25 protein-coding genes are annotated in these 24,217 nt (G+C 59.2%); 17 read left to right on the top strand and 8 right to left on the bottom strand.

Features of this window, described 5'->3' with window-relative positions; all coding sequences use genetic code 11:
• Positions 1-92 precede the first annotated feature (92 nt).
• A complete protein-coding gene (locus SB725_RS14060) occupies positions 93-3,587 on the top strand; it encodes a hypothetical protein (protein WP_410921971.1) in 3,495 nt (1,164 codons plus the stop codon).
• A 41-nt stretch (positions 3,588-3,628) separates the two neighbouring features.
• Here SB725_RS14060 and SB725_RS14055 read toward each other — a convergent pair whose 3' ends face one another.
• From SB725_RS14055 to SB725_RS14045, 3 genes are read right to left on the bottom strand one after another with little or no spacing between them, the layout of a single operon-like run.
• Positions 3,629-4,708 (bottom strand): putative urea ABC transporter substrate-binding protein, encoded by a 1,080-nt coding sequence (locus SB725_RS14055; protein ID WP_410921970.1) that lies wholly within the window; start codon positions 4,706-4,708, stop codon positions 3,629-3,631.
• Between the two features lie 39 nt (positions 4,709-4,747).
• A complete protein-coding gene (locus tag SB725_RS14050) occupies positions 4,748-5,695 on the bottom strand; it encodes a hypothetical protein (protein ID WP_410921969.1) in 948 nt (315 codons plus the stop codon).
• 1 nt (position 5,696) lies between these two features.
• Positions 5,697-6,746: an isopenicillin N synthase family dioxygenase gene (locus SB725_RS14045; RefSeq protein WP_410921967.1), complete on the bottom strand. Its 1,050-nt coding sequence runs from the start codon at positions 6,744-6,746 to the stop codon at positions 5,697-5,699.
• Between the two features lie 312 nt (positions 6,747-7,058).
• On the opposite strand from SB725_RS14045, the gene SB725_RS14040 reads away from it, so the two are divergent.
• Entirely contained in the window at positions 7,059-7,553 is a 495-nt protein-coding gene (locus SB725_RS14040) for a PaaI family thioesterase (protein ID WP_027925309.1), read from the top strand.
• Positions 7,554-7,580: 27 nt separating this feature from the next.
• Here the strand turns inward: SB725_RS14040 and SB725_RS14035 are convergent, their stop codons facing one another.
• Entirely contained in the window at positions 7,581-8,201 is a 621-nt protein-coding gene (locus tag SB725_RS14035; RefSeq protein ID WP_027925308.1) for a cell wall hydrolase, read from the bottom strand.
• Positions 8,202-8,340: 139 nt separating this feature from the next.
• On the opposite strand from SB725_RS14035, the gene SB725_RS14030 reads away from it, so the two are divergent.
• Positions 8,341-9,192: a CAP domain-containing protein gene (locus SB725_RS14030; RefSeq protein ID WP_410921966.1), complete on the top strand. Its 852-nt coding sequence runs from the start codon at positions 8,341-8,343 to the stop codon at positions 9,190-9,192.
• Positions 9,193-9,223: 31 nt separating this feature from the next.
• Here the strand turns inward: SB725_RS14030 and SB725_RS14025 are convergent, their stop codons facing one another.
• On the bottom strand, positions 9,224-9,460 hold the full coding sequence (locus SB725_RS14025; RefSeq protein WP_027925306.1) for a hypothetical protein: 237 nt from the start codon (positions 9,458-9,460) through the stop codon (positions 9,224-9,226).
• A 200-nt stretch (positions 9,461-9,660) separates the two neighbouring features.
• Here SB725_RS14025 and SB725_RS14020 point away from each other — a divergent pair, with 200 nt between their 5' ends.
• Together SB725_RS14020 and yghX are read left to right on the top strand one after the other, a co-directional pair.
• The gene (locus SB725_RS14020) at positions 9,661-11,424 is read left to right on the top strand and encodes an L-lactate permease (RefSeq protein ID WP_027925305.1); all 1,764 of its coding nucleotides are present in this window, start codon (positions 9,661-9,663) and stop codon (positions 11,422-11,424) included.
• A 91-nt stretch (positions 11,425-11,515) separates the two neighbouring features.
• Positions 11,516-12,403 (top strand): YghX family hydrolase, encoded by an 888-nt coding sequence (gene yghX, locus SB725_RS14015; protein WP_410921965.1) that lies wholly within the window; start codon positions 11,516-11,518, stop codon positions 12,401-12,403.
• A gap of 171 nt (positions 12,404-12,574) precedes the next feature.
• On the opposite strand, the gene SB725_RS14010 is transcribed toward yghX, so the two are convergent.
• The gene (locus SB725_RS14010) at positions 12,575-13,363 is read right to left on the bottom strand and encodes a DeoR/GlpR family DNA-binding transcription regulator (RefSeq protein WP_410921964.1); all 789 of its coding nucleotides are present in this window, start codon (positions 13,361-13,363) and stop codon (positions 12,575-12,577) included.
• 126 nt (positions 13,364-13,489) lie between these two features.
• Between SB725_RS14010 and SB725_RS14005 the strand changes: the two genes are divergently transcribed.
• The 4 genes from SB725_RS14005 (at position 13,490) to SB725_RS13990 (ending at position 16,667) form a co-directional block, all read left to right on the top strand.
• Positions 13,490-14,371 (top strand): serine hydrolase domain-containing protein, encoded by an 882-nt coding sequence (locus SB725_RS14005; RefSeq protein ID WP_410921963.1) that lies wholly within the window; start codon positions 13,490-13,492, stop codon positions 14,369-14,371.
• 126 nt (positions 14,372-14,497) lie between these two features.
• Positions 14,498-15,307, top strand: coding sequence for a DUF2092 domain-containing protein (locus tag SB725_RS14000; RefSeq protein WP_027925301.1), 810 nt, complete (start codon positions 14,498-14,500; stop codon positions 15,305-15,307).
• Positions 15,304-15,495 carry a hypothetical protein gene (locus tag SB725_RS13995; protein ID WP_027925300.1) on the top strand — a complete coding sequence of 64 codons (192 nt, stop codon included), beginning with the start codon at positions 15,304-15,306 and terminating at the stop codon, positions 15,493-15,495. Before SB725_RS14000 ends, SB725_RS13995 begins: the two co-directional genes overlap by 4 nt.
• 290 nt (positions 15,496-15,785) lie before the next feature.
• Positions 15,786-16,667 (top strand): glycoside hydrolase domain-containing protein, encoded by an 882-nt coding sequence (locus tag SB725_RS13990; RefSeq protein WP_027925299.1) that lies wholly within the window; start codon positions 15,786-15,788, stop codon positions 16,665-16,667.
• A gap of 14 nt (positions 16,668-16,681) precedes the next feature.
• Here the strand turns inward: SB725_RS13990 and SB725_RS13985 are convergent, their stop codons facing one another.
• A complete protein-coding gene (locus tag SB725_RS13985; protein ID WP_027925298.1) occupies positions 16,682-17,350 on the bottom strand; it encodes a hypothetical protein in 669 nt (222 codons plus the stop codon).
• Positions 17,351-17,528: 178 nt separating this feature from the next.
• On the opposite strand from SB725_RS13985, the gene SB725_RS13980 reads away from it, so the two are divergent.
• The 3 genes from SB725_RS13980 to SB725_RS13970 all read left to right on the top strand — a co-directional run bounded on the left by SB725_RS13980 (position 17,529) and on the right by SB725_RS13970 (position 19,378).
• The gene (locus SB725_RS13980; RefSeq protein WP_155953744.1) at positions 17,529-17,996 is read left to right on the top strand and encodes a hypothetical protein; all 468 of its coding nucleotides are present in this window, start codon (positions 17,529-17,531) and stop codon (positions 17,994-17,996) included.
• 183 nt (positions 17,997-18,179) lie between these two features.
• Entirely contained in the window at positions 18,180-18,416 is a 237-nt protein-coding gene (locus SB725_RS13975) for a hypothetical protein (RefSeq protein ID WP_410921962.1), read from the top strand.
• A 221-nt stretch (positions 18,417-18,637) separates the two neighbouring features.
• The gene (locus SB725_RS13970; protein WP_410921961.1) at positions 18,638-19,378 is read left to right on the top strand and encodes a hypothetical protein; all 741 of its coding nucleotides are present in this window, start codon (positions 18,638-18,640) and stop codon (positions 19,376-19,378) included.
• Positions 19,379-19,417: 39 nt separating this feature from the next.
• On the opposite strand, the gene SB725_RS13965 is transcribed toward SB725_RS13970, so the two are convergent.
• The gene (locus SB725_RS13965; RefSeq protein WP_410921960.1) at positions 19,418-20,221 is read right to left on the bottom strand and encodes a hypothetical protein; all 804 of its coding nucleotides are present in this window, start codon (positions 20,219-20,221) and stop codon (positions 19,418-19,420) included.
• A gap of 390 nt (positions 20,222-20,611) precedes the next feature.
• On the opposite strand from SB725_RS13965, the gene SB725_RS13960 reads away from it, so the two are divergent.
• From SB725_RS13960 to SB725_RS13940, 5 genes are all read left to right on the top strand, one after another.
• Positions 20,612-21,217, top strand: coding sequence for an SCO family protein (locus SB725_RS13960; protein ID WP_027925294.1), 606 nt, complete (start codon positions 20,612-20,614; stop codon positions 21,215-21,217).
• Complete coding sequence (locus SB725_RS13955) at positions 21,217-21,690, top strand: copper chaperone PCu(A)C (protein ID WP_410921959.1); 474 nt, start codon at positions 21,217-21,219, stop codon at positions 21,688-21,690. The genes SB725_RS13960 and SB725_RS13955 overlap by 1 nt, the downstream gene beginning before the upstream one ends.
• 122 nt (positions 21,691-21,812) lie before the next feature.
• Positions 21,813-22,238 carry a hypothetical protein gene (locus SB725_RS13950; RefSeq protein WP_027925292.1) on the top strand — a complete coding sequence of 142 codons (426 nt, stop codon included), beginning with the start codon at positions 21,813-21,815 and terminating at the stop codon, positions 22,236-22,238.
• A gap of 143 nt (positions 22,239-22,381) precedes the next feature.
• The gene (locus tag SB725_RS13945; protein ID WP_410922096.1) at positions 22,382-23,728 is read left to right on the top strand and encodes a flavin-containing monooxygenase; all 1,347 of its coding nucleotides are present in this window, start codon (positions 22,382-22,384) and stop codon (positions 23,726-23,728) included.
• A 21-nt stretch (positions 23,729-23,749) separates the two neighbouring features.
• A complete protein-coding gene (locus tag SB725_RS13940) occupies positions 23,750-24,166 on the top strand; it encodes a RidA family protein (RefSeq protein ID WP_410921958.1) in 417 nt (138 codons plus the stop codon).
• The last annotated feature ends 51 nt before the right edge of the window (positions 24,167-24,217 follow it).

Raw genomic sequence — 24,217 nt, 5'->3', positions numbered from 1 at the left:
TTCAACTACAGAAACTAACTCATGTTCAAAATCCAACTTGCCAATCGGGTCTATAACTAACGTGTTGCTGTCGGCCATTCGAGGGAAAGGCCATGGACATTAATAAGGACTCAGGCACTAATCTGGCGTTTTGGCTACCGGGTAGTGCGGTCATCCTCAGTCTGGTCGTATCGACGTTTGCACTGACTCGCGAACCGTTCCTCGAGCCGCGGCCCATCGGTGCGCAGTTTCAGGCGCAACTGCCCATTGAGGCGCGGTTATGGCAAGACCCGTTTGATGCACTGGAGCGCTATCGCAAGAAACTTGACGACATCAAGAGTCCGGATGCCGCGCAATTGTGCACGCCCAGGGCTTCCTCGCCGCCCGGAACTTCCACCCCGCCCGACATCATGGTGTCGTTGGTGGAAGGCGGCCCTTACGCCGACGAGGTCGAGCGCCGGCGGCGCACTCGCTATGCCCTGCTTGCCGGGTTCAAAAACTCCCACCGGGTGCCGGACCAGGAGCAGTACATCCATTGTTTGAGACTGGCCGCCGATCTCTCGGTTGATCCTTCGCCGGACCAACGCTTCATCGATGTGCCGTATGAAATATTTGTTTCCAATCCATTCGATCCACCCAAACCTCTTGAAGGCGCCCCCGAACCCGCCGACCACACCATCGTGTTCTGGCTCAAGCAGGACGCACTGGGTCCACGGCCATTGGAGCAACTGGAGAAGTTGCGTCAAAGCCTGGCGTGCAGCACGGTCGAAAACAGTTACCCATTGGCCTGCACCGGCGTGCCTGACGATCGTACGGTGCTCAAAGTCATCGGCCCCGCCACTTCAACCATCTTGCGTGGCATGTATCAGGATGAAGCCAACGCCCGGGCAACATCCAATGTCGAGATCTACTCGCCCCTGGCCACTGCGGACAACTTGACACTGAAAAACCACCTCAATGTTCCCGAGCCGCCAATAAAGAACAAACAACCCATGAAGTTGCTGCGCACCGTCAGCGACGACGGCACCATGGCGCAACTGACACTGGAGGAACTGAAACTGCGCAATGTCGATCCGGCCACCAGCCTGCATTGCAGCAAAGACAAGCGGCAGCGAAACGGACAACTCTGCGTAAAGAACAGTTGGCCGCTGCCGCCAGACCGAATCGCACTGATTTCCGAATGGGACAGCTTTTACAGTCGCGCGCTGATCGAAAGTTTCAAGGCCTGGGTGGTCGACAAGGCCGACCTGAACGAACGCGACGACAAGACAGCAGTCGACAAGTGGGTTTTACGTTACAGCTATCTACGGGGACTGGACGGACGCCTCCCCGAGGAAGCCGCGAGCAATGACAAAACCGCCAGCAGCGATGCCGGCAAAAACAGCAAGGACGCCAACAAAATTGACCTCAGCCCACTGGAGAAAGCCGACGGAAACTCCCAGTTCGACTACCTGCGACGCCTTGCCGACCACATCGCGCGCGAGGACGCGGTCTATCGACAAAACGGCGAACCAGGCATCGGCGCCATCGGCATATTAGGTGTCGATACCTACGACAAACTCCTGGTATTGCAGGCGCTCAAGAGCCGGATGCCATACAAGCTGTATTTTTCCACCGACCTCGACGCGCGCATGTTGCAACGAGGTCAGGCCGAAACCACCCGCAACCTGATTCTGGCGGCGCCTTATGGGCTGACGCTGACGCGCGCCCTGCAACAAGACGTGCCGCCGTTTCGCGACAGTCTGCAAAGTTCGGTTTTCGTGTCCGTGCTGGCGGCATTGGCACCACAACCCTTCGACGCCAAGTTTGCGAAATTTCACTATTCGAAATCGAACCTGCTCTCGCCCGGTATGTATGAGGTGGGTATCAGCGGCTTCATCCCGCTGGCCAGCCCGGTAATCCATGAACGCCCGACGAGTTGCGAGGCAGCGACCCTGCTGACCGTTTCGGATCAAGACATACGTCCTCACGATCTGATGTCTTTGAACTGCCTGCAGGATCCATCGCCACCGCCCTACCCTGATGCTTCTCAATCCATGCGCGAAGAATTCAAAAGAACCCAAGCATTTTTCTGGGCTGGGCCGTTGACGTTTACCCTTCTGCTACTTGGCGGGTTCATTGCCTGGCGATGGGTGTCGGGGCCAAAAATGGCCCACGAGACGAAGCTTGACTGGGTACGCGGCGTGCCCATGACGCTTTATATGATCGCGGCAGCCTGCGCATTTATCGCCACCCGCTTCTGGCATGCCGAGTTTCTCTGGTTCACGTTCGTGCTGATCCTGCTGGGCATCATTACCTCGAACTGGACCCGTCACCTCGACCAGCAGACACTGGAAAATAACGCAACGGCCAGCGCCAGCAGCGGCGTGTACGATTCGCCAACGTGGTACATCGTCGTCCCTCTCGTGGGGTTCGTGCTCGCGTTGATGCTGGCGTACCAAATGCGCAGCACCTTGACGAACAATGGGCTCGGCGAGCCGATGTTCCTGTTTGAAGGCATCAGTGCCTGGCCGACGGTAGCGCTGCGCGTCGCCGCCGTGCTGATCTGCCTTTCGGCACTGGCATGGGGCTGGCGCAACCTGCGCATCAACAGGGCCGAGATAGAAAGCGCCTACCAGTTGCACGCCTACATGCGCAGATACCGATTGGGTTTGTGCCGCCAGGTACTGCACTTTTTTCACAAAGGCAGGCGCTGGAGCTTTCGTCGTTGGTGCAATGAGTTTGGGCATTTCCTGTTGCTGATTTTTTTCCCGTTGGTCAGTACCAATGACAACTGGTCAAAGACGTGCACAACGGTCCAGGCCAACTGCGACGACGAACGAAATATGATTTCCATTGCGCGCTTCTGGGGAGAGCACTGCATCTGCGGAGCGTTCGGTGCCCGCCTCTTGCGCGCCTTGCTCGCGACCTGGGTGTTCATCGTGGTCACCAGCGTCTTGTTTGTGATCTGGCCAATGGAACAGGTTCCGGTGCGCGGTCAGTCGAGTTGGTGGATGTTCGTTTGGCTGATCCCGACCCTGGCTTTCCAGGTGCTGGTGTTCTGGGTCGTGGACGCCAATCTGCTACTGACCCGGTTCATACGGCATCTGAGCAATCACCATGCGATCTGGCCCGAAAAGCTGCAGCAGGAACACGGGAAGATTTTCGGCGTTCTCAGGCATCCCTGCATCGATGAATGGGTGGACTTGCAGTTGATCGCCAAGCGCACATCAGCGGTCAGCCGCCTGATCTATGCGCCGACGGTGGTCATGTTGATTCTGCTGGCGTCGCGCAGCAGCCTGTTCGACAACTGGCCGACGCCTCCCAGCGTGGTCATTTCATTCCTGCTGACCACGCTGATCCTGCTCGCGTCCGCACTGTCGCTGCGTCGGGCGGCCGAAAAGGCTCGTACGCTGGCATTGCTGCGTATCGATGCCTATCTACTGGAGACCCCCAAAAAGCCGGGCTACTACGAAAAATTCCAGATGATCCGCGACCGCATCGCCACGCTCAACACGGGATCATTCTCCCGCTATTCCGAAGACCCGCTGATTCGTGCGCTGTTGCTGTCGCTGACCGGCATCGGTGGTTCAGCCATTGTCGATGCCTTGAACTACGCCAAGTTCTGACCGCCAATAAGGGGACGTTCCTTCGAACGCCCCCCGAACGGTCACAGCTGATTGGCCACCGCCATGTTCACAAACTGCGTATCAAACCGCAGCTTGATATTGTTCTTGTCACCCAACGTCGAGCCATCGGCGAATTGCATGCCCACGGCATCGGCGCTGGTCGCCGCCTGACCCAGCAAGCCCTTGGCAAAGGAGAAGGTGCGGACCTTGTCCATGGTGTGGCGGATCGCGTCGGAATTGGCGAATTCGAACGCCGTGGCCGGTGTATAGAACAGCATGGTTTGCGTCAGTTGATCTTCGTAGCCTTTGAGGTCGGTGCCCGAACGTTCAGCCATCGAGGTGCGTGCGGCGATGGCCTGGCCGTTGTCGCCAGACATCAACTGCAGCGTTTCGAACCAGGCACCGACCAGTGCCTTGCCCAGTTCCGGGTTGGCCTTCAGGGTCTCGGTGTTGACGGCCATCATGTCGATGATCTCGCCCGGGATTTCCTTGGAGGTGAACACTTCCACCGCCGTTGGTGACTGTTTCATCACCATGCTCAGTTGCGGGTTCCACAGCGCCGCTGCGGTCACGCCGGGGGTGGTGAAAGACGCCACGGCATCGGCGTCCGAGGTGTTCATGATCTTGATGTCCCGCTGCGACAGGCCATGGATGTCCAGGGCCCGGGACATCAGGTAGTCGGAGACCGACAGCTCCACCAGGTTGACCTGTTGGCCCTTGATGTCGGCGAAGGTCTTGCCGTGTTTGAGCACGATGGCATCGTTGCCGTTGGAATAGTCGCCGAGGATCAGGCCGGTGGTGTCCACGCCATTGGCACTCGGAATGGTCAGGGCGTCCATGTTGGTCATGCCGCAGGCGTCGAACGCGCCAGCCGCGTATTGGTTGATCGATTCAATGTAGTCGTTGAGCTGCACCAGTTCGATCTTGATCCCGTACTTCTTCGCCCACTTGTCGATGATCCCGTGTTCACTGGCGTAACCCCAGGGCATCCAGCCGGAATAGATCGACCACGCCACCTTGAACTCCTGCTTTTTCTCCGCCGCCGAAGCGCCGAACGCGAGACAGGAGACGGCCAGCAACACCGCTGCGAAACGGTAAAACACGCACGAGAATGCCTTCATGGAAACCTCACGGGTTATGAAATGGGTGACGCGTTGATGTCAAACGAGCGGCTGGGTGTAGCGGCTCAAGGTCGGGGATTCACGTGCGTACCATTGCGCGGCGCTGGCGGTGAATCCGGTGGTTTGTGTGTAGCTGACGTCGGGTTCCAGGGTGTCGATGACGAACAGGCGTTCTCGGGCAACGCCATCGACGGCGACTGATTGCGAGACGTGCTTGCCGTCGGCCAGCCGCTCGAAACCCTCCAGTGAAATTAGCGGCTGACCGACACGCCCGGCGCAAGTGGAAAGCGTCACTTTGTAGCCTGTTTCGAGAGAACCTTCGGCCACCGATGTCTCAAAGTTGAACGCACGCTTGAGCCATTGCGGGTCTTCACCGTGGCGGGCGACCAGATCCCGCAGCGGTTCGCCCTCAGGACTGGATTCGAGCGGATCAGCCCGCCCGAGCACCAACGCCGCATGCTCACCGCAGACGATCAAACCACCGCCACGGTGCAGCACAAAACCGCTCAGCACCTCTCGTTCCTCAATCAAGCGCAAGCCGATCAACGCACCCGGCTTTGATACCTGGAGTCGCCAGTCCTCGACATAGGCCCCACTGGGGGAAAACTCGATCATGCAGTTGCCGATGCGCTTGAGCACACCGGGCTCGGGCCAACGGTTATGCAACTGAAACGAGGTGTCGGTGTGCCAACTCAACACGTCGCCTTCCCATGAGCACAACGCTTCCCAGCCTTCGTAATTGGCCAGGGTCTGCAGTTCTTCGGCACTGTATTCCAGCAGCGGTCTGGCCGGCGCTTGTTGGCTTTCCAGCGGCAGGCGCAGATCGATGGTGAAGTGGCGGCTTTGAAACCAGCAGACGTGGGTGTCCACATCAGTCAGGCCGTCAGCGAAACTGATCGAGCGGCGTTTGTAGAAGCCGGGCATCCAGTCCGGTACGCCATCAGCGGCGGGTTGCGGATGTTGGGTAACAAGATCCAGCAGATTCATCTCAAGCCTCCCCCGCCATGGCGACGCGACCAAACGAAGACAAACCCTTGGCGCCGTCGGGCAAGCTCAACTCGCCGGCGGCCAGTCGCTGTTTGAGGTAGCGGAAGGTTTGCAGGGTTTGCGCGTAGAGGTGATCGCCGCAGACGTGTGGCCCATAACGGCTGGGGGTTTGCGGGTCGAGCAACTGTGCGATGGGCTCGATCACCGTGTCGTAGTCACAGGCGCAAAACATCGGGAAGGCGTAGCGCTCCTGAGCGACTTTGCGCACCCGGTGAGCGGTGGCGACGTAGCGGCCGTTGCTCAGCACTTCCATCATGTCGCCGATGTTGATTACAAACGCACCGTCCACCACCGGCACGTCGATCCACTGCCCGACCCCGTTCAACACTTCAAGGCCCGGTGCAGTCGGCAGCAGGATGGTGAAGCATTCGTAATCGGTGTGCGCGCCGATGCCGGGGCGATCCACCGGGGCATTCGGCGAAAAGGGATAGTGGATCAGGCGCAGTTGGCTCGGCGGGTTGTTCACCCGCTGGCTGATGGCGTTTTCCGGCAGGCCCAGCGCCAGTGCGAAGCCGCGAAACAAGGTGAGGCTGAGGTTGAACACCGCGTCGTAGTAGGCTTTGATGTCGTCCTTGAAACCCGGCAAGACCGGCCAGCGATTCGGCCCAAGCATCGGCCGTCGCCCCAGCGCCGACGCATAATCGAAGCCGACGTCGAAGGCTTCCTTGTGGTCGATAGCCCCTTCGACAAATTGCTCCTCACCTTCGGGCACATACCCGCTGTGATTGCTCGACAGTCCGATGTAGTCCTGCATTTTCTGCTCGGTCGACTGGGCGAAATATTCCGCTGCCCGTTGCTTGAGCCGATGGATGATCTGCGGGTCGATACCGTGCCCGGTCACATAAAGAAACCCGGCCTGCGAGGCGGCGTCGCCCAAGGCAATCGCTGCGTTTATGCGTTCGGATGCGAGGTTCGAAAACAGCCCGCTGATGTCGACGAGGGGCAAGGTTTCAAAGGCTGAATGAGGGGTAATTCGGGGCGTGGGCGCCATAAGTAACCTCCTGATGATTAGTCAAAATGTCACCTGGTCGTCCAGATATCGCACAGCCGTGAGGCCTCCGGGTCGTCCCGGATCATTCGCACCGAAAAAGGTGCGCTGTGACAGGAGCAATGTGCATGCCACGTTTGCGCCCGACTTGCATCACCGCGCTATCTCATTGATTTGAAAGCACCGGTTTCCATACGGGAAAGCCGATGGCGCTCGGCGTGCGCTGTTAAAAAAGCACCAGGATGGCGCAATGGACTTCCCCTCGTTCCAGCGCTTTAATCGCAGACGGACTTCAAGGCACAACAAGGGATCACCATGCTCGATATCTCCATGCAGGACCGCGCCGCACCGGATGGCGTGTGCTACGGCTGCGGCAGCCGCAACCCTCACGGATTGCACGTCAAGAGCCACTGGCACGAGGACGGCGTCCACGTCGTCGCCGAGCACCTGCCCGAGGCCAAATACTGTGGCTGGCCGGATCTGGTGTACGGGGGCTTGATTGCAATGTTGGTGGATTGCCATTCGAACTGGACAGCCATGGCGTATCACTACCGGGCCGAAAACCGCGAGCCGGGCTCCCTGCCGCGCATCGACTGCGTCACCGGCAACCTGGGCATCAAGTTCATCAAACCGACGCCGATGGGCGTTACGCTGACCTTGCGCGCCAGGGTTGAGGGCGAGGTCGGGCGCAAGACCCGCGTCATCTGCGAGGTCTACGCCGACGGCGTGCTCACGGCGGTGGGCGACTCAGTGTTTGTCCGGGTCGATACCGGGCAACTGGCCGCCGCAGCGCATGGTCGCGAGGCTTAAGTGCTGTGAGCCTCTGGGTCGGCCGAGCTACTTCGCCGACCCGTCATGGGGCTTGTAGAACACGAACAAACCGATGCTCGCTGTTTTGATGTACTCCTTGGCCCAGACCGGTTTCACCGTCTTGTCGTGAAAATACATCGCGCCGCCGGTGCGATCCGGCAGTTGCTTGTTCAGCGCCTTGCGCGCGATTTCCTTGGCCAGCGCATATTGCGTTTCTTCCTGGACCGAGTCCGATTTCCCGTCGCACCACCAGGAGAACTGGCAGCTCTTGGTTTCGGAACCTTGCTTGACCACTGCGCACACCGTATCGGGAAAACCCTCGTGGCCGAGGCGGTTCATCACCACGTTGGCCACCGCTTCCATATCGGCCGTGTCCTTGCCTTTGGCCTCCCAGTAGATGGAGCGCGCCATGCAGGTAATCGCGTCGTCCAACGGCGCCGTGCCGGCCGGGTCGACGGCCTGGACTTCGGACTGGGTGATGGCCTCGGACTTGGGCACCGGTACATTACTGCTCTTCTCGGCGGCCTTCTGTTCAAGCACCTGCGCCTTGTCTTGCGCAACCTCCTTTTTTTGTTGTTGATCGTCCGCCATGGACTGACCGGTAAGTAGACACAGAGCGAGAAACGCGGCGATGCATTTAGCGGGCATGGTGCAAACACTCTGAAAGGTGTCGGATTAGGGTAGTAGCCAAATCATATCAACTACTCAGCAACAAACTGCAAAAAGCCATTGCCTTGTACGGGGGGAATTCGCGCATCATGGGCGCAGTCCGTCCAAGGGGGTTTCCATGCACGTCTTTTCATCCGCTATGCGCTTGTCGGGGTTGTCGTTGGGTCTGGTGCTTGCCACAACGGCCATGGCGTCCGAGGAATCGCAACTGGCCGATTCGATCAACGCCTTTCGCAGCCTGCCGCAGAGTTGCGCCGGTCAGGTCTCGCCGGAGTTGCCACCACTGACCAGCGATCCGCGCCTGATTTTGCCGGCCAGCGGACAGGTCGACTTGCAGCAGGCCATGGTGCGTGCGTCGTACCCGATGCTCCATGTGCAGGCGATATCCCTGACCGGCCCGCGTGATGCGCAATCGGCAATGATGGCGATACAGGAAAGCTTCTGCCAGGTGGTGCTTAACCTGAAATTCGTCGACATCGGCGTCAGCCGCCAAGGCAACGACTGGCGCATCGTGCTCGCCCGCCCGCTGTTGACCGCGCGCCTGGGTGATGCCGCCGCCGAAGGCCAGAAGCTGTTGGTCGAGCTCAATGCCGCGCGCAGCAAACCCCGTCAGTGCGGCGCCCAGTCATTTGCCGTGACCACGCCGCTGGCCTGGAACGCCACCCTCGCGTCCGCCGCCGAAACCAACTCGCGGGCCATGGCCAACGGCAACTATTTTGATCACAAGGACCGCGACGGCCGCACGCCAGGGGATCGCGCGGAACTGGCGGGTTACAACTTTCAGCAGATCGGCGAGAACATTGCCGCCGGGCAAGACACCGTGCGTAAAGTGGTCGACGGCTGGCTGGCCAGCCCCGGTCATTGCGCCAACCTGATGAACCCACAGTTCCGTGAGCTCGGCGCGGCTTACGCGAACGATCCGAAAAGCGATGCAGGCATCTACTGGACGGCCATGTTCGGTACGCAATAAGGATGATGAACAGAGCGGTGACGAGCCGCTCTTACAACGTTTGCTGACTGTTGCCGACGGTCTTGGCTTGCTCGATGGCCCAGTCCATCGCCGCCTCCATGTCCAGCAGGTGCGGGGACGGATGGTGGTTTTCTTCGATCACCGAACCGTCCGGCCGGTACACCCCGATGAGCATTTTCAGGGAGCCGTCTTTCAGTATCTCGGCTGTGACTTTGATCGAGCATCCGTTGGAAAGCGTCTCCTTGTGTTCCTCGTGGCGTTCAGTCATTGCTGTCTCCCCCGCGTGGTGAGTGGATCGGGTCAGTCATCCCTCTGAGCGTAGTAGAAGTTCGCCCGGAATCATCGCCGGCCACGGCACGTTTCAATGGTGACGAACCTGCCGAGACAGCGGCGTAATGCCACCTATACTGCATTTCACCAACCCCGCCCGGGGCCTGCGCTACCCACAATAAAAAGCAGAGGTGGAACATGGTCTGGCAGCAAATCTACGATCCCTTCGGTAACCCGGTCATTTCAACCCTCATGGCCGCCGTGCCGGTGGTGGTGATGCTGACCTCCCTGGCGTTTTTCCACATCAAGGCGCACATGGCGGCGCTGCTTGCACTGGGCTCCGCCCTGCTGATCGCGATCTTTGCCTTCGGCATGCCGGCCAACATGGCGGGCTCGGCGGCGTTGTTCGGGGCGGCCAACGGCTTGCTGCCGATTGGCTGGATCGTGCTCAACATCATCTTCCTGCACCGACTGACCACCGAGAACGGCTCGTTCAAAGTGCTGCAGGATTCCCTGGCGCGCATCACCGACGATCGACGCCTGCAACTGCTGCTGATCGCCTTCTGCTTCGGTGCGTTTTTTGAAGGCGCGGCCGGCTTCGGCACGCCCGTGGCGGTGACCGGTGCGATTCTGATCGGCTTGGGCTTCTCGCCGTTGGCCGCTTCGGGCCTGGCCTTGATCGCGAATACCGCACCAGTGGCGTTCGGCGCGCTGGGCACACCGATCATTACCCTGGCCAAAGTCACCGGACTGGATGAAATGGAGCTGTCGATGATGGTCGGTCGGCAGCTGCCGTTCTTCTCGGTGCTCGTACCGTTCTGGTTGATCTGGGCGTTCGCCGGTTGGCGAAAAATGCTGGAGATCTGGCCGGCGATCCTCGTGGCCGGCGTCAGCTTCGCGGTCCCGCAATTCCTTGTGTCCAACTACCACGGCCCGATGCTCGTGGACGTGATCGCCGCGCTGATTTCCATGGCCTGCCTCACGGGTTTCCTCAAGGTCTGGAAACCGGCCACGGTCCACACCTCGGCCGCCCTGACCGGGCGTGTCGACAACTCGAAAATCGATGCCGAACATGAGCAACCACCGGCGGTCGGCGGGACCTTCTCCGGCGATGCAAAACCGGCGGTGATGCGCGCCTGGATGCCGTGGATCATCCTCACGATCTTCGTCTTCGCCTGGGGCACCCAGGGTTTCAAAAACATGTTCGATACCCGCCCGGCGATCGATCCGCAGACCCAGTCGGTCAAGCTCGACCCGCAGGGCAAACCAATGCGCGAAGCCAACCCGATCTTCTCGCCGGCCCTGACCTTCACCACCCTGCACCTGCAAGTCGAGAAGGTGCCCCCGGTGGTGCCGGCACCGAAAACCGAAGAGGCGATCTACAAGTTCACGTGGTTCACCGCCACCGGCAGCGGCATCTTGCTGTCCGCCATCCTCGGCGGGCTGCTGATGGGCTACTCGATCCCGCAACTGGCTCGCCAATACCTGCGAACACTGTGGGTGGTGCGCTACTCATTGATCACCATCGCGGCGATGTTGGCCTTGGGTTACCTCACGCGTTACTCGGGACTGGACGCGACCATGGGCCTGGCCTTCGCCGCGACCGGCATTTTCTATCCGATGTTCGGCACCCTCCTCGGCTGGCTCGGCGTGGCGTTGACCGGCTCGGACACCGCGTCCAACGTGTTGTTCGGCGGCTTGCAACGGGTAACGTCCGAACAGCTCGGGATCAGCCCGGTGCTGATGGCGGCGGCGAACAGCTCTGGCGGGGTCATGGGCAAAATGGTCGACGCGCAGTCGATTGTGGTCGCGTCCACGGCAACACGCTGGTACGGGCATGAGGGGGAAATTCTGCGGTATGTGTTCTTCCACTCGATTGTGCTGGCGATTCTGGTCGGCGGGCTGGTGACGTTGCAGGCGTATGTGGCACCGTTCAGTCATATGGTGGTGGGTGGGCATTAACCCTCATTGTGCATGCCCGGGCGCATTGCCCGGGTGGTGTGCCAAACACTGCTTTACTGATTCAAATTCTGATTAAACGGGAAGCGCCTCGATGGAACGTCTCACCGCCAAAGATTTCGCCCCCGAACTGCTCGAACTCTATGACTACTACGTCCACGGCAAGATCAACCGCCGCGAGTTTCTCGATCGCGCGGCGTTGTTCGCTTTGGGCGGTTTGACCGCCAGCGCACTGCTCGCCTCACTGAGCCCCCGTTACGCGCTCGCCGAACAAGTGGAATTCACCGACCCGGACATCCTGCCCGAGTACATCACCTACCCCTCACCCAAGGGCCACGGCAATGTGCGCGGCTACCTGGTGCGCCCGGCCAAGGCCAGCGGCAAAGTCCCGGCGGTGGTGGTCGTGCATGAAAACCGTGGCCTCAATCCCTACATCGAAGACGTCGCTCGACGCGTCGCCAAGGCCGGGTTCATCGCCCTCGCCCCTGACGGCTTGAGCTCGGTGGGCGGCTATCCGGGCAACGATGACAAGGGTCGTGAGCTTCAGGCGAAGGTTGATCCCGAAAAACTCATGAACGACTTTTTCGCCGCCATCGAGTGGCTGATGAAAAACGACACCACCACCGGCAAAGTCGGCATCACCGGCTTCTGCTATGGCGGCGGTATCGCCAACGCAGCGGCCGTGGCGTATCCGGAACTGGCGGCAGCCGTGCCTTTTTATGGCCGCCAGCCAAAGACTGAAGACGTGCCCAGGATCAAGGCGCCCCTATTGCTGCATTACGGTGAACTGGACAAGGGCATCAATGACGGTTGGCCGGCGTATGAAGCGGCGCTGAAAGCCGCCGGCAAAACCTATGAAGCTTACATTTATCCGGGCTGCAACCATGGTTTCCATAACGACTCGACGCCGCGATACGACGAAGCCGCCGCGAAACTGGCGTGGGACCGCACCGTGACGTGGTTTCACAAGTACCTGGTTTAGGTATCAATTCCTTCGATCATTTACATCACGAAGACGAATTTTTTATTTGTCCCCGGCTTATTCAAGATGTCGCCATCTCGGATAGTCGGACGACACCCTCATGAACCTGAATTTTGCCTTTGCCTGCTTCATCGTTGTGTCGTTTGCGATTGCGCTGGGTCATGGTTGAGCTCAGGCATCGACCTGAATCACTTCAATACCTAACCGCTGATAATCCTCAACGTTGCCCGACGCCACCTGTTGCTCAGTGATCAGCGTGTGGAGGCGATTGCACGGCGCAACCACGAACGGTTCCACCGCCCCCAGTTTGTCCGCCATGGTCACGGCCACCACGTGCGATGCGCTGTTGAGCATCGCCTGTTTCACCGGCACCTCATCAAAATGCAGCGAGCTGATGCCGACGTCCGGGTGAATCGCGCAGACCCCGGTGAACAGCAAGTCAGCCTTGATCCCCTCGATCAGCCGCAGGGTTTCCTGCCCGCTGGCCGACATCGTCGCGGGATTGAGTTGCCCGCCGGCCAGGATCACTTTGATGCCTTTGTAGTCGGCCAACGCAATGGCGATCATCGGCGACGCGGTAATCGCCGTGATGGCAATGGCCGCCGGCAGCGACCGCGCGATCTGCAGCGTGGTGCTCCCTGAATCGAACAGCACAATCTGGCCATCCTGCACCCGGCGCGCGGCGAGTTGCGCCAGGCGCGTTTTCACCTCATCGGTTTCACCCACCCGGGTGAAGAAATCCTTGCCCGTGTCTTTCGGTCGCGGCAACGCCCCACCATGCACCCGTTGCACCAGTCCTGCGCTGGCGAGCTCTGACAGGTCACGGCGGATGGTGTCTTCGGACACGGCGAAATGCTGGCTCAACTCCGAAGCCATGACCTTGCCGTCGCGTTCAAGGATCAGGAGGATTTTCTGCCGGCGCACGGAAGGGAGCTCGGATGCAGCGTGCTGATCTTGCATGTTTATGCCTGCTTTTGCGTGTTTATGCGAGATTAGCCAAGCCGCCGGAAAAACACAATCGAGGCGGTGATTGATGAGGTATCTGGCAAACTCCCACGGTGCCTTCGTCCAGAGCAGCCATTACCCATGCTTTTTGCCCTTGTCTCAAACGGTTCAACGCCCATGCCTGCAGACCCTCAGGCGATCGTTCCTTGGTGGAGTTTCACCAAGACCGTGCTCAGCGCCGCCGCGCTGTCGCTGGTGCGTGATGGCCTGTTCGACCTGGACGAGACACTGCCGGAAGGGCCGTTTACCTTGCGCCAAGTGTTGCGGCATGAAGCCGGGCTGGCGGATTACGCAGAGTTGGCGGAATACCACGCGGCCGTCGCAAGCAACGAAACACCGTGGCCCGCCGAGGAAATGCTGCGCCGGCTCGACGCGCCCCGGTTGCGCTACACGCCCGGTGACGGCTGGCGCTATTCGAACGTTGGCTACCTGTACGTGGCGAAATTCATCGAACGCCTGAGCGGTCTTGCGCTGGAAGAAGCGTTGACCCGACTGGTTTTTTCACCCCTCGGTCTGTCAGGTGTACGCCTCGCCAAAACGCCAGCCGATCTGCAGGGCGTGAACATGGGCACCGCACCATCGTACGACCCGGGCTGGGTTTATCACGGGCTGTTGGTTGGCCCGCTGGATCAAGCCGCTGTTTGTCTCGATCGTCTACTGGCCGGCCAGACGCTGCCGCCGGCGTTGCTGCGCGAGATGCAGACGGCTCGCACGCTTGGCGGGCCGATAGCCGGGCGTCCATGGCTTGCGCCGGGTTACGCGCTTGGCCTGATGCAAGGCGCGGTCGAGGGTGGGCGGGTATTAAGCGGACACACCGGCGGCGGACCGGGCAGCGTGCTCGCGGTATATCGCTGCGGTGAAGGTGACCACACCGCGAGTTGCGCGGTGTTTGCCGAAGGTTTCGCCGAAGGAGCGGTCGAGGCAGAAGCCGTGAGTCGCTTGCTGAACGCCGTCATTCAATAGACCGAATAATCGAGCGCTAATCGCTCAAACACCAGCCCGGATGAGTGGTCGTTCAATACGTAGGTGATGGGACTAACGTTATAAGTCCAGGCCGGGCAACCCGGCAATTCCAAGCGGTGAACTTCCATGGAAAAGATCGCCCGACAGTTAATCGAATCCGCAACACTGCGTATCACTGGCGCCGGTCTGGCATTAATCATCGGATTGAACAGTCCGATCACGGCCCATGCCGATGAGGCGTACGCTAAAAACTTGCTTAAGAGCATGTCCGACTATATGTCAGCGCAAAAAAACATATCGTTCAATTACGACACCGACTACGAAGTCACCACCAAAGAGAAGCAGAAACTTGCACTGTCCGCTTCCGGCACAACCGTCATCAGCCGGCCAGACAAGATACGCAATACTCGCGCCAGCGGATTTGTCGACATGGAAATACTGTTTGACGGAAAAACCCTGACCCTGTTTGGCAAAAACGTTAACGCGTATACGCAAGTGGAAGTGCCCGGCACCCTGGATAATTTGATTGATGTACTCAGGAAAAAATACGACCGACCTTTAGCCGGCGCCGATCTGTTCGTGTCCAACCCTCAAGCGTCCTTGATGACGGGCGTGAACGACATAAAAGACCTGGGCAGTGGCGTCATCAGTGGGGTCGAGTGCGATCACCTGGCGTTCAGAACCAAGGAAGTGGATTGGCAGATCTGGATCGCCCAAGGTGAGCGCCCCTACCCCTGCCGCTATGTCATCACCTCAAAACGGGTGGAGGGTGGGCCGCAGTTCAGCATTCGATTGAGTGACTGGAAGACCGGCAGTGAAGTGGCGGCTGACGACTTCACCTTCAACAACTCGACGAATGCGAAGAAAATCGACTTGAAGGACCTTCCTAATGGCGATGATTTGCCGAAGAACTTTGTGAAAGGACCCGCCAAATGAACCTTTTGATAAAGACAGGCGGGTTGCTGCTCGGCGGCCTGGTGCTGAGCGCCGCGCTAGAACTCGGTGAGACCCTGTCGATCCCCGGCGTACACAGTGTCATTTCCCCGGCCGAAGCCGTCGTTGGTCGCCCTCTCACCCCGGTCAGCGTTGCCGGCGTGGCGCGACGCAGTTCGCGGCGCGATTAATCGGGTTTATAACGGATCGCGATAACTTCAAACACATTGCCGGGCTGTAAAGCCCGGCAAGCATAAATACAACAACACGCACAAAACATATTACACCTTCAATCCTCTCACAAACTTATCAAACCTTGTTGCATCAACTTAACAGCTGATTCAATTCCCTTACACCTTGAAAGTATAAATATTTAAGTGTGTTGACGGCCTCGCTAAACGCGCCTCTTATTAATGCCTGAGCGAAAACCATCGACTCTCGCACTCGGTATAAGTGCGCCATCGCCGAAAGGAAACTTATCATGTTCATTATCGACACCCCCTACAACACCACATCAAAACTGCGCAACCTGGTGAAAGAAAATGTACGAACCATTATTCGTTACTACAACTTCAGCAACTCGAGAACGTTCCCTGACAAGTGCTTGACGCTGATTGAGGCGCAATCAATTTGTGCACAAGGCATGAACATCGCCGTGGTGTTCCAACAGCGACAAAACAACGCCGACGACTTTTCCGAAATCAAAGGGTATGAGGCAGGACGCAGAGCCTACCGCTATGCCCACAACGACATCGGCCAACCTGACGGGTCAGGCATCTATTTTTCCGTCGACTTTGATGCCAGCGCCAACGAAATCACCAGCAACATCGTCCCGTATTTCCAGGGAGTGCAGCGGGCGTTCAACGAGGTTTCCGGCGGGCAGCCAGCTTATCGGGTCGGTGTCTATGGCTCGGGCGCCACCGCCAGCGCGTTGTCCAAAAGCAACTTGTGCTCACTGATCTGGCTGGCGATGTCTTCCGGGTTTCGTGGCACGAAGGAGGCGATAAAGAATGGCGCCTATCACATTCAGCAAAAAGCCCCGGCGGCGAAACTGGGCGGCCTGGACCTCGACTTCAACCTGATCAATCCCCAACACACCGACGACTTCGGGGCGTTCGTGCTTGCGGTCGAATCGTCGACCGATACGCTAACTCCGGTTGCCGCCACTCACGAAGTGATAGCGCGCACCAGTCTGAGGCTGCGTGGTGGCCCAGGAACCGAGTACAGCGTAGTGAGTAGCTTGAAGCCCGGTCAGCAAGTAATCGCCAAACCGGCCAACACCGAATGGTCGAGTATCGACCTTCAAGGTGATGGCCTGATCGATGGGTTTGCCGCGTCGGCCTTCCTGAAAGAGTTGAACTGAACACCTGCCAAGGTTTAGTTACTCGCCACCTGCGCCACGTTGCCGGAGGTCACCAACGCCTTCAGCGAAGCATCAAACTGCTTCAGCGCATTCACCTGCAATTCGGTTTGCCGGTCGATCTGCGCCGCAATGTCCGGCGCCGCTTTGCCGTGCACCCAAACCGAAGGCATTTGTTGGGCGCGTGAGCCTTCGGCCTGGCCGATGTACTGCAGGTTCGCATCGTAGAACTTGGCCATGAAACGCGCTTCGACCTGATTATTGCGCTTGGACACCAGGCGGCTGTAGGTGTCCAGCATCACCACCACGTCGGGGTGGGCTTGTACCAGTGCGTCGAGGTTGTCGTAGACCGTCACCGAACCGAACTGTTTTTGCAGCGAGCCCATGAGCCAGTTGATCGCAAGTTTCGGATCAGAGCTGTTGACGAACGCGCTGCTGATGCGCGAATCCAGCTGCGGGTTCTTCGCGCCGTTCACCGCCACCGCATGGTATTGCTCAAGGTATTGAAGGGTGTTGACGGTGTTTTCGCTGTAGAGCACGCCCACTGATTGGGCATGTTGCAGGCTGGCGGTGCTGTCGGCTACAGGGGGGAAATGGCAAGCCGGCTCAGCCGCGTAGGCCGGCACGGTGGCGGCGACGCTGCCGGTGAATACGGCGACAAAAGCCAGCAAGGTAGACATTCTCATCGCACAGGTTCCTTCAAAGGCGAATTCGGTATGTGGCTATCCTCCTCCCATGGCGAAAAAACAGAACTTGCATTCCTTGATGGTGATTATTGATTAAACCAATGGTTGGTCGATGGGCCTGGTCTACGCTGCTCTGATGTCCCTGTTTCACCAACCACGGAGCCCAATCGTGCATCGGATGTCTACTACCGCCCTCGCATTAACGCTGCTATTCACACTTTCAAATCCAGCCGCTGCGGACACCCCGGCCCTGAATGAAGCGCGCACCCTGGTCGCCAAAGCGCACATGGGCAGCAACCTCCCGGCCATCGCCCTGTCGACGGCGCAGGGAACGGTGTCCTGGTCGGTGATTGCCGAGAAGCTGGGGGCTGACGACGCCAACCGCATCGTCTCCGAAGAAATCACCGCGTTGCTACCCAAGTACCAGCCGGAATGGGACGAGAACCTGGCGCGGGCCTATGAGAAGTCGTTCTCCGAGGAAGAGCTGTCATCGCTGGTCGCCGATGGACCCGCATCGCAATACGTGGAAAAGGTCAAAGCCCAGCAAGCCACCGTCGGTGGAGAAATGCGTTCGACGTCAGAGCCGATTGTGGCGGCGCTGGTGACGGAAGCGCTGAAGGCGACCATGGAGAAACGCGTGCCGTGATACGCCCTTGTTACGTGGCTGATTCCGACGATCTCCACGCTGTTACCTTAGCGACCGTGTTGTCACTTCTGCGGGGCCTGGCCGGCCAATAGAGTAGTGCCTTCGGTGTGCAGGCACGGACGTTCGGCCCGGCTGCCCGCCGATCCCCCCATCACGGAAGAGGTGACACCATGAGTTTCGTCATTGTTGAAAAAAAACCAGAGCAGCGTCCCGTCGGAAGCCGATCTGAAAAAGGCCATGTTCGAGTCCGACGGCACGCCGGTTGACGTGACCGGCGACAACGCCAGCCGAAAAATGACCTACACCGGCCTGGTCAATCACACGGTGTTCGAGAACAAGCTGATCGAGGTCGCCAAAGGCAAACGCACCAGCTGGAACTTCACCTTTGCTGACGCAACGGTGAGTGCAGCCGCGCACTGAGGCCACGGCGGGGTGGTCGAAAGGCCTCCCCGCTGTTTTATCGCTTGATACTCCGCCGTTACACGCGCTGTTACCTGCCGGGCTGGAACCGTGTTGATGAGCCCTCCGGCTGTAACGCCAAGACACTTCGCCGCCCCGCTCCGCCCGCCTACAGTGAAGCCGTCGATGTGCTCAATGAGCCATTGATTGCCCGACACACCACACCAAGGAATAGGGAAACCATGAGCAAATCCATTGCAGTAAGCGAGCATCAACAAACACTTCATGACAACGTGCAGGCCGCCATCAAATCGCTGCTGGCCGCTCCAACAGCCTTGAAAAGCACTGACTACGCCAAGGTCCTGACTTCGACGCTGGCGGCCACTCAAAAGTCGGTCAAAATCCAGATCGCCGCCGGCGACCTGACCACGCTGAAACAATCAGGCTACAAGTTGTGTTTCGCCAAGAAGGTCGGTAACGAAGCCTACAATGTGGTCTGGCAGTCCTATGTCCAATACCTGAGCAACAACACCTTTAGCTGGACCCCGCAGTATCAGCTATTCGGTTCCAATACGTTCCAGGCGAACGTGCAAGTGGAAGTCTCGACCAACATCGTCACGATTGGTCTGGGTCAACAGTCAATACTCGACAATTCGGGGTTGATGGGCCCGGCGACGAGCGGCGGCCCTGACACGTCGATCACCCTGATCAACAATTACGGCAACATCCACCCGGGCGTCAGCCAATTGTCCACCGGCATCGATGGCAAGCAGGTCAGCACCCCGATCTACGTGGCCTCCAACCCAGTGGTCCGCGGCTCTACGGCGCTGACCCCGATCGAAACCCTATTGGTGTGGTTCGAACAGAACGTGCAGACCAGCACCATGTTCAGCACGTCGCGCTCACAATCCGTCGAAATCGACCTGACGTTCGACAACAATGCCACCCGCCTCTACTCCGGAGGCAGCTGGACCGTCGTGTAAGCCCTGCAACCGGGGCAACCTTGCGGTTGCCCCGTCTATTCAAGCGTCACTGCCGCCACGGGCGAAATACCCCGTCAACGATTGGCAAATCGACTCCGCCAGATCCTCCTGCGTGGCGATGCCGTAAGGTCGATTACGATCAAACTGTTCTGACCAGCGAATCCGCCCCTGTGCGACATCAATCAAGCGCACCGAAGCCCGAACCCGGGTCGACTCAACCCGCACACTGCCCTCCAGTGAGTAATTGCCGCGCCCGGCCCGCATCAGGTCCGAGGCTTTGACGCTGCTGCGTGGCACCTTCATCAATACGTGATTGCCATGGCTTTGTGTCTGCTCGAACGATTCGAACAGCCTGCAACTCAGCTCTTCACACAAGCCCCGGGCAAAGTCGTCGCCGTCGCGGGTGATGCAGGTGAACGGCTGAATCTGCAACACCGGGTGGCGCGCCGCGATCGCCTTGGGCCGAAGTCGTTGATAGGCGAGGCGATAACATCCAGCCGGAAGGCTCAGGTGTACCGGGTCTTGCTGACCGCTGGTGGCGTAATGCGCCGCAAGTTTGCGGCGCAATCGCCCCACCTGCACACGCACCACCGGATCGTCGCCAGTGCAGTAAATCGCCGGATCACGGCGAAACACTGCCAGGCCGATGGCGTGCTCAGTGAGCGCAATGGTCGGATGTTGAAGGTCATGATCGACCAGGAAGCGCAGCAGATCGCCCATCCGCCTGGACTTGGCAAACACCGGACTGGCCAACAACTGCGCCAGCACCCGCTCCATTTCTTCACGATCAAGTGGCTCGGGAACACCCTCGGCACTCGAATGGCCAACGTGCTTGATTACCATTGCCTGCCTCCGTGCAGGTTATCGACAATCACTCACCACCTCTTTTGAGGTGGAATGGATACTGAAGTCGTACTCCTTGAACCTCTGCAATGCTCCCGCCGGGGAAGGCTCGGACGCTGCAAGGTCGAAGCTTAGCAGCCGTAACGCAACGGCGAGGAGATTGTGTCTGCTGCAACGCCGACCTTGTAGCCGCTGCCGAACGCAGGCTCGGCAGCGGCTACAGGGATCGTATCTGATCCGTAGTTTTCTGCAGGTTCTGTCTCTGTACCGCAACCCGCGCCGGTCCGACAATGACCAGCGGACCACTACAGTTTGTTAATATCCACGCGCATTTTTCGTCTGATACATCAGCCGCCCAAGATTTCACGTCGCTACACAGGATTTTCCCCCATGAGTACGTTGTATACCCGTCGCACTGTCCTGCGCGGCATGAGCCTGTTGAGCCTCGGCCTGCTGGCCGGTTGTGATGACAGCAGCAAACTGTCGTTCAAGTACGGCAAGGACCTCAGCGACAAGATCATGGGCCGGACCTTCAAGCTCAAGGACGTCGATGGCGAAACCCGGATGCTGACCAGCTATCGCGGGATGATGCCGATGATTTTCTTCGGTTTCACTCAATGCCCGGCCGTGTGCCCGACCACCCTGGCCCGCGCCGCCCAAGCGAAAAAACTGATGGGCCGCGATGGCGAAAAGCTCCAGGTGATCTTCATCACCCTCGACCCTGAACGCGACACGCCGCAGATGCTCGACAAATACGTCAAATCCTTCGACCCGACGTTCGAGGCGCTGCACGGCACGCTGGAAGAAACCGCCGCCACCGCCAAGGAATTTGGCGTGTTCTTTGAAAAAGTCCCGAACGGTGACAGCTACACCCTCTCCCACACCGCGACCAGTTACGTCTTCGACTCCCGGGGCAACTTGCGCCTGGGCCTGTCCGCGTCCCTTACCGCCCAAGAGTGCGCAGAAGACCTGCTCACCGTCATGGAGGTCTGCTAATGACTGCCACATCCTTCAAACGCATCAAACAACTGGCTCTGGGCCTGTCGCTGATAGGCCTGGCGTTCCAGGCGTCGGCGCAAACCGAAGTCCACGACGCCTGGGTCCGCGCGACCGTTGCCGGCCAACCGTCGACCGGCGCCTTCATGACCGTGCAAGCTGACAGCGACAGCACCCTGGTAAGCGTTCAGTCCCCGGTGGCAAAAACGGTACAGATTCACCAAATGAGCATGAAAGACGATGTGATGAAAATGGGCATGGTCGAATCCGTCGCGCTGCCGGCCGGCAAGCCTGTGACCTTGGATCCCCACGGCTACCACGTGATGCTGATTGACCTGGCCGCCCAGGTGAAGGAAGGCGATAAAGTCCCGCTGACCCTGACCGTGAAAAACGCCAAGGGCGAGCAAGAAACCATCGAAGTGCAAGCCGAAGCGCGGGCACTCGGCACGATGGATCACAGCAAGATGCATTAAGGCCCCGGCCTGATGGCTGCAGCGGATCAACAATCGAATTGAACCCTGCGGCCCATCGCGTTTTCGAAACCCTATAGCGCCGAACTTCGACGAAGTCAGGCGCCATTGGAGAGGAAATCCCGATGAACACCCGACTTCTGCTTCTGCTCGCCTGCCTCAGCCCCACGCTGGCCATGGCTGAAAGCTGCGACGTCCTGACCCGCTCCCAAAGCCCTTCCGTGCCGGTGGTTGAATCCCATAGCTGCTATGAGTACGACGGCATGCCCGTCAACGCCATCGACTGGTCGTGCAGCAACGAAAGCAAGGACATGCTGACCAGCACCAAGAAAAAGGTCGAGCAGTGCGCCGATCACTACCAGGCCACCTGCATTGCCACACTGACCCAGGAATCGTTGGCCAACCCGCACTCCACCAGCAAGGACAAAAACAGCACCTCGCTGAATATCCCCGATAACGCGCAGGTCACGACGTACTACTACAGTGCCGAACACCTGAGTCAGGCAAAGATTGACTGTGAATCGGGCGGCGGGCACTGGAAAGCGCACTAGCCATTCGACACACCTCCCGCCAAACCCGCTGCCCAGGCGGGTTCGGGCGCTCTGCCTCAGTTATTTATACTCAAATGCCAGCTTAATAATATTTTACCGATACCAGGGTGATCCCTAGTCTTGACCCCAAGAGATGGCAGGCCATTAGCGACCTGAATCCCACTTCGAAGGGTAAAGAGATGACCACAGAAAAAACAAAAACAGACACGCTGATCGTTGGCGCCGGTCAGGCTGGCGTGGCCATGAGTGAACACCTGAGCAAACTCGGCGTGCCGCACCTGGTGCTGGAGCGCAACCGCATTGCCGAGCGCTGGCGCACCGGGCGTTGGGATTCGCTGGTGGCCAACGGTCCGGCGTGGCACGACCGCTTTCCAGGCATGGAATTCGATGACCTGAGCCCCGACGGCTTTGCCCCGAAAGAACGTGTCGCCGATTACTTCGAAGCCTACGCCAAGAAATTCAACGCCCCGGTGCGCACCGGCGTGGACGTGCTGAGCGTCAAGCGCAATGTCGGCCGCCCAGGCTTCACCATTGAAACCTCCGACGGCGTGATTGAAGCCAACCGTGTGGTGGCGGCCACCGGGCCGTTCCAGAAACCGGTGATTCCGCCCATCGCGCCAAAAGATCAGCCGTTCATTCAGATCCACTCGGCCGATTACCGCAACCCCGAGCAACTGCCGGAAGGCGCTGTGCTGGTGGTGGGTGCCGGTTCGTCGGGCGTGCAGATCGCCGATGAACTGCAGCGTTCGGGCAAGCAGGTTTACCTCTCGGTCGGTGCACACGACCGCCCACCTCGCGCTTATCGCAACCGGGATTTCTGCTGGTGGCTGGGCGTGCTCGGCGAGTGGGATCAGGCGGCGATGAAACCCGGCCGGGAACACGTGACCATCGCGGTCAGCGGTGCCCATGGCGGCAAAACTGTCGACTTCCGTGGCCTCGCCCATCGCGGCATGACCCTGGTCGGCCTGACCCAATCGTTCAATGGCGGCGTGGCGACGTTCCAGCCAAACCTGGCCGAGAACCTGGCGCGCGGTGACGAAAACTATCTGGCGCTGCTCAACGCTGCCGATGCCTACATCGAGCGCAACGGCCTGGACCTGCCGGAAGAACCTGAAGCGCGCATGACCTTCCCTGATCCAGCGTGCGTGACGAATCCAATTCTTGAGCTCGACCTGGTCAAGGCCGGCGTGACCTCGATCATCTGGGCCACCGGTTTTGCCACCGATTACAGCTGGCTCAAGGTGGACGCTTTCGACGGCAACGGCAAGCCGCAGCATCAGCGCGGTGTGTCGAGCGAGCCCGGGGTTTATTTCCTCGGACTGCCGTGGCAGTCGCGTCGTGGGTCTTCGTTCATCTGGGGCGTTTGGCACGACGCGAAATACGTGGCCGATCACATCGCCATCCAGCGGTCGTACCTCGACTACCACGACGCGGCGCAGCGTCAGGCTGAAGCCGTGCCGGTCGCCCATAAAACCACTGTCAGCGCTTAAGACTTTTTTCAGGAGCTTCACATGGCCACGCCAACCCATACCCGTATTCGCATGTTCAACACCAAGGAAACCTACCCGAACCAGAGCCTGGACAATGATTTGTGCCAAGCCGTGCGGGCCGGTAATACCGTTTATGTTCGTGGCCAGGTCGGCACTGATTTCGAAGGCAAACTGGTCGGATTGGGTGACCCGCGTGCGCAGGCCGAGCAGGCGATGCGCAACGTCAAGCAGTTGCTGGAAGAGGCTGGCAGCGACCTGAGCCACATCGTTAAAACCACGACTTACCTGATTGATCCGCGGTATCGCGAGCCGGTTTATCAGGAAGTGGGCAAGTGGCTGAAGGGCGTGTTTCCGATTTCGACCGGGTTGGTGGTGTCGGCACTGGGGCAGCCGCAGTGGTTGATGGAGATTGATGTGATTGCGGTGATTCCTGACTAAGCAGGTACACCGAGTCGCGGCCATCGCAGGCACGCCAGCTCCCACAGGTTT

This window comes from Pseudomonas sp. SIMBA_041 (genome assembly GCF_046535095.1).
Lineage (GTDB): Bacteria > Pseudomonadota > Gammaproteobacteria > Pseudomonadales > Pseudomonadaceae > Aquipseudomonas > Aquipseudomonas mucoides.
This window is presented reverse-complemented; position numbering and strand designations above follow the sequence as displayed.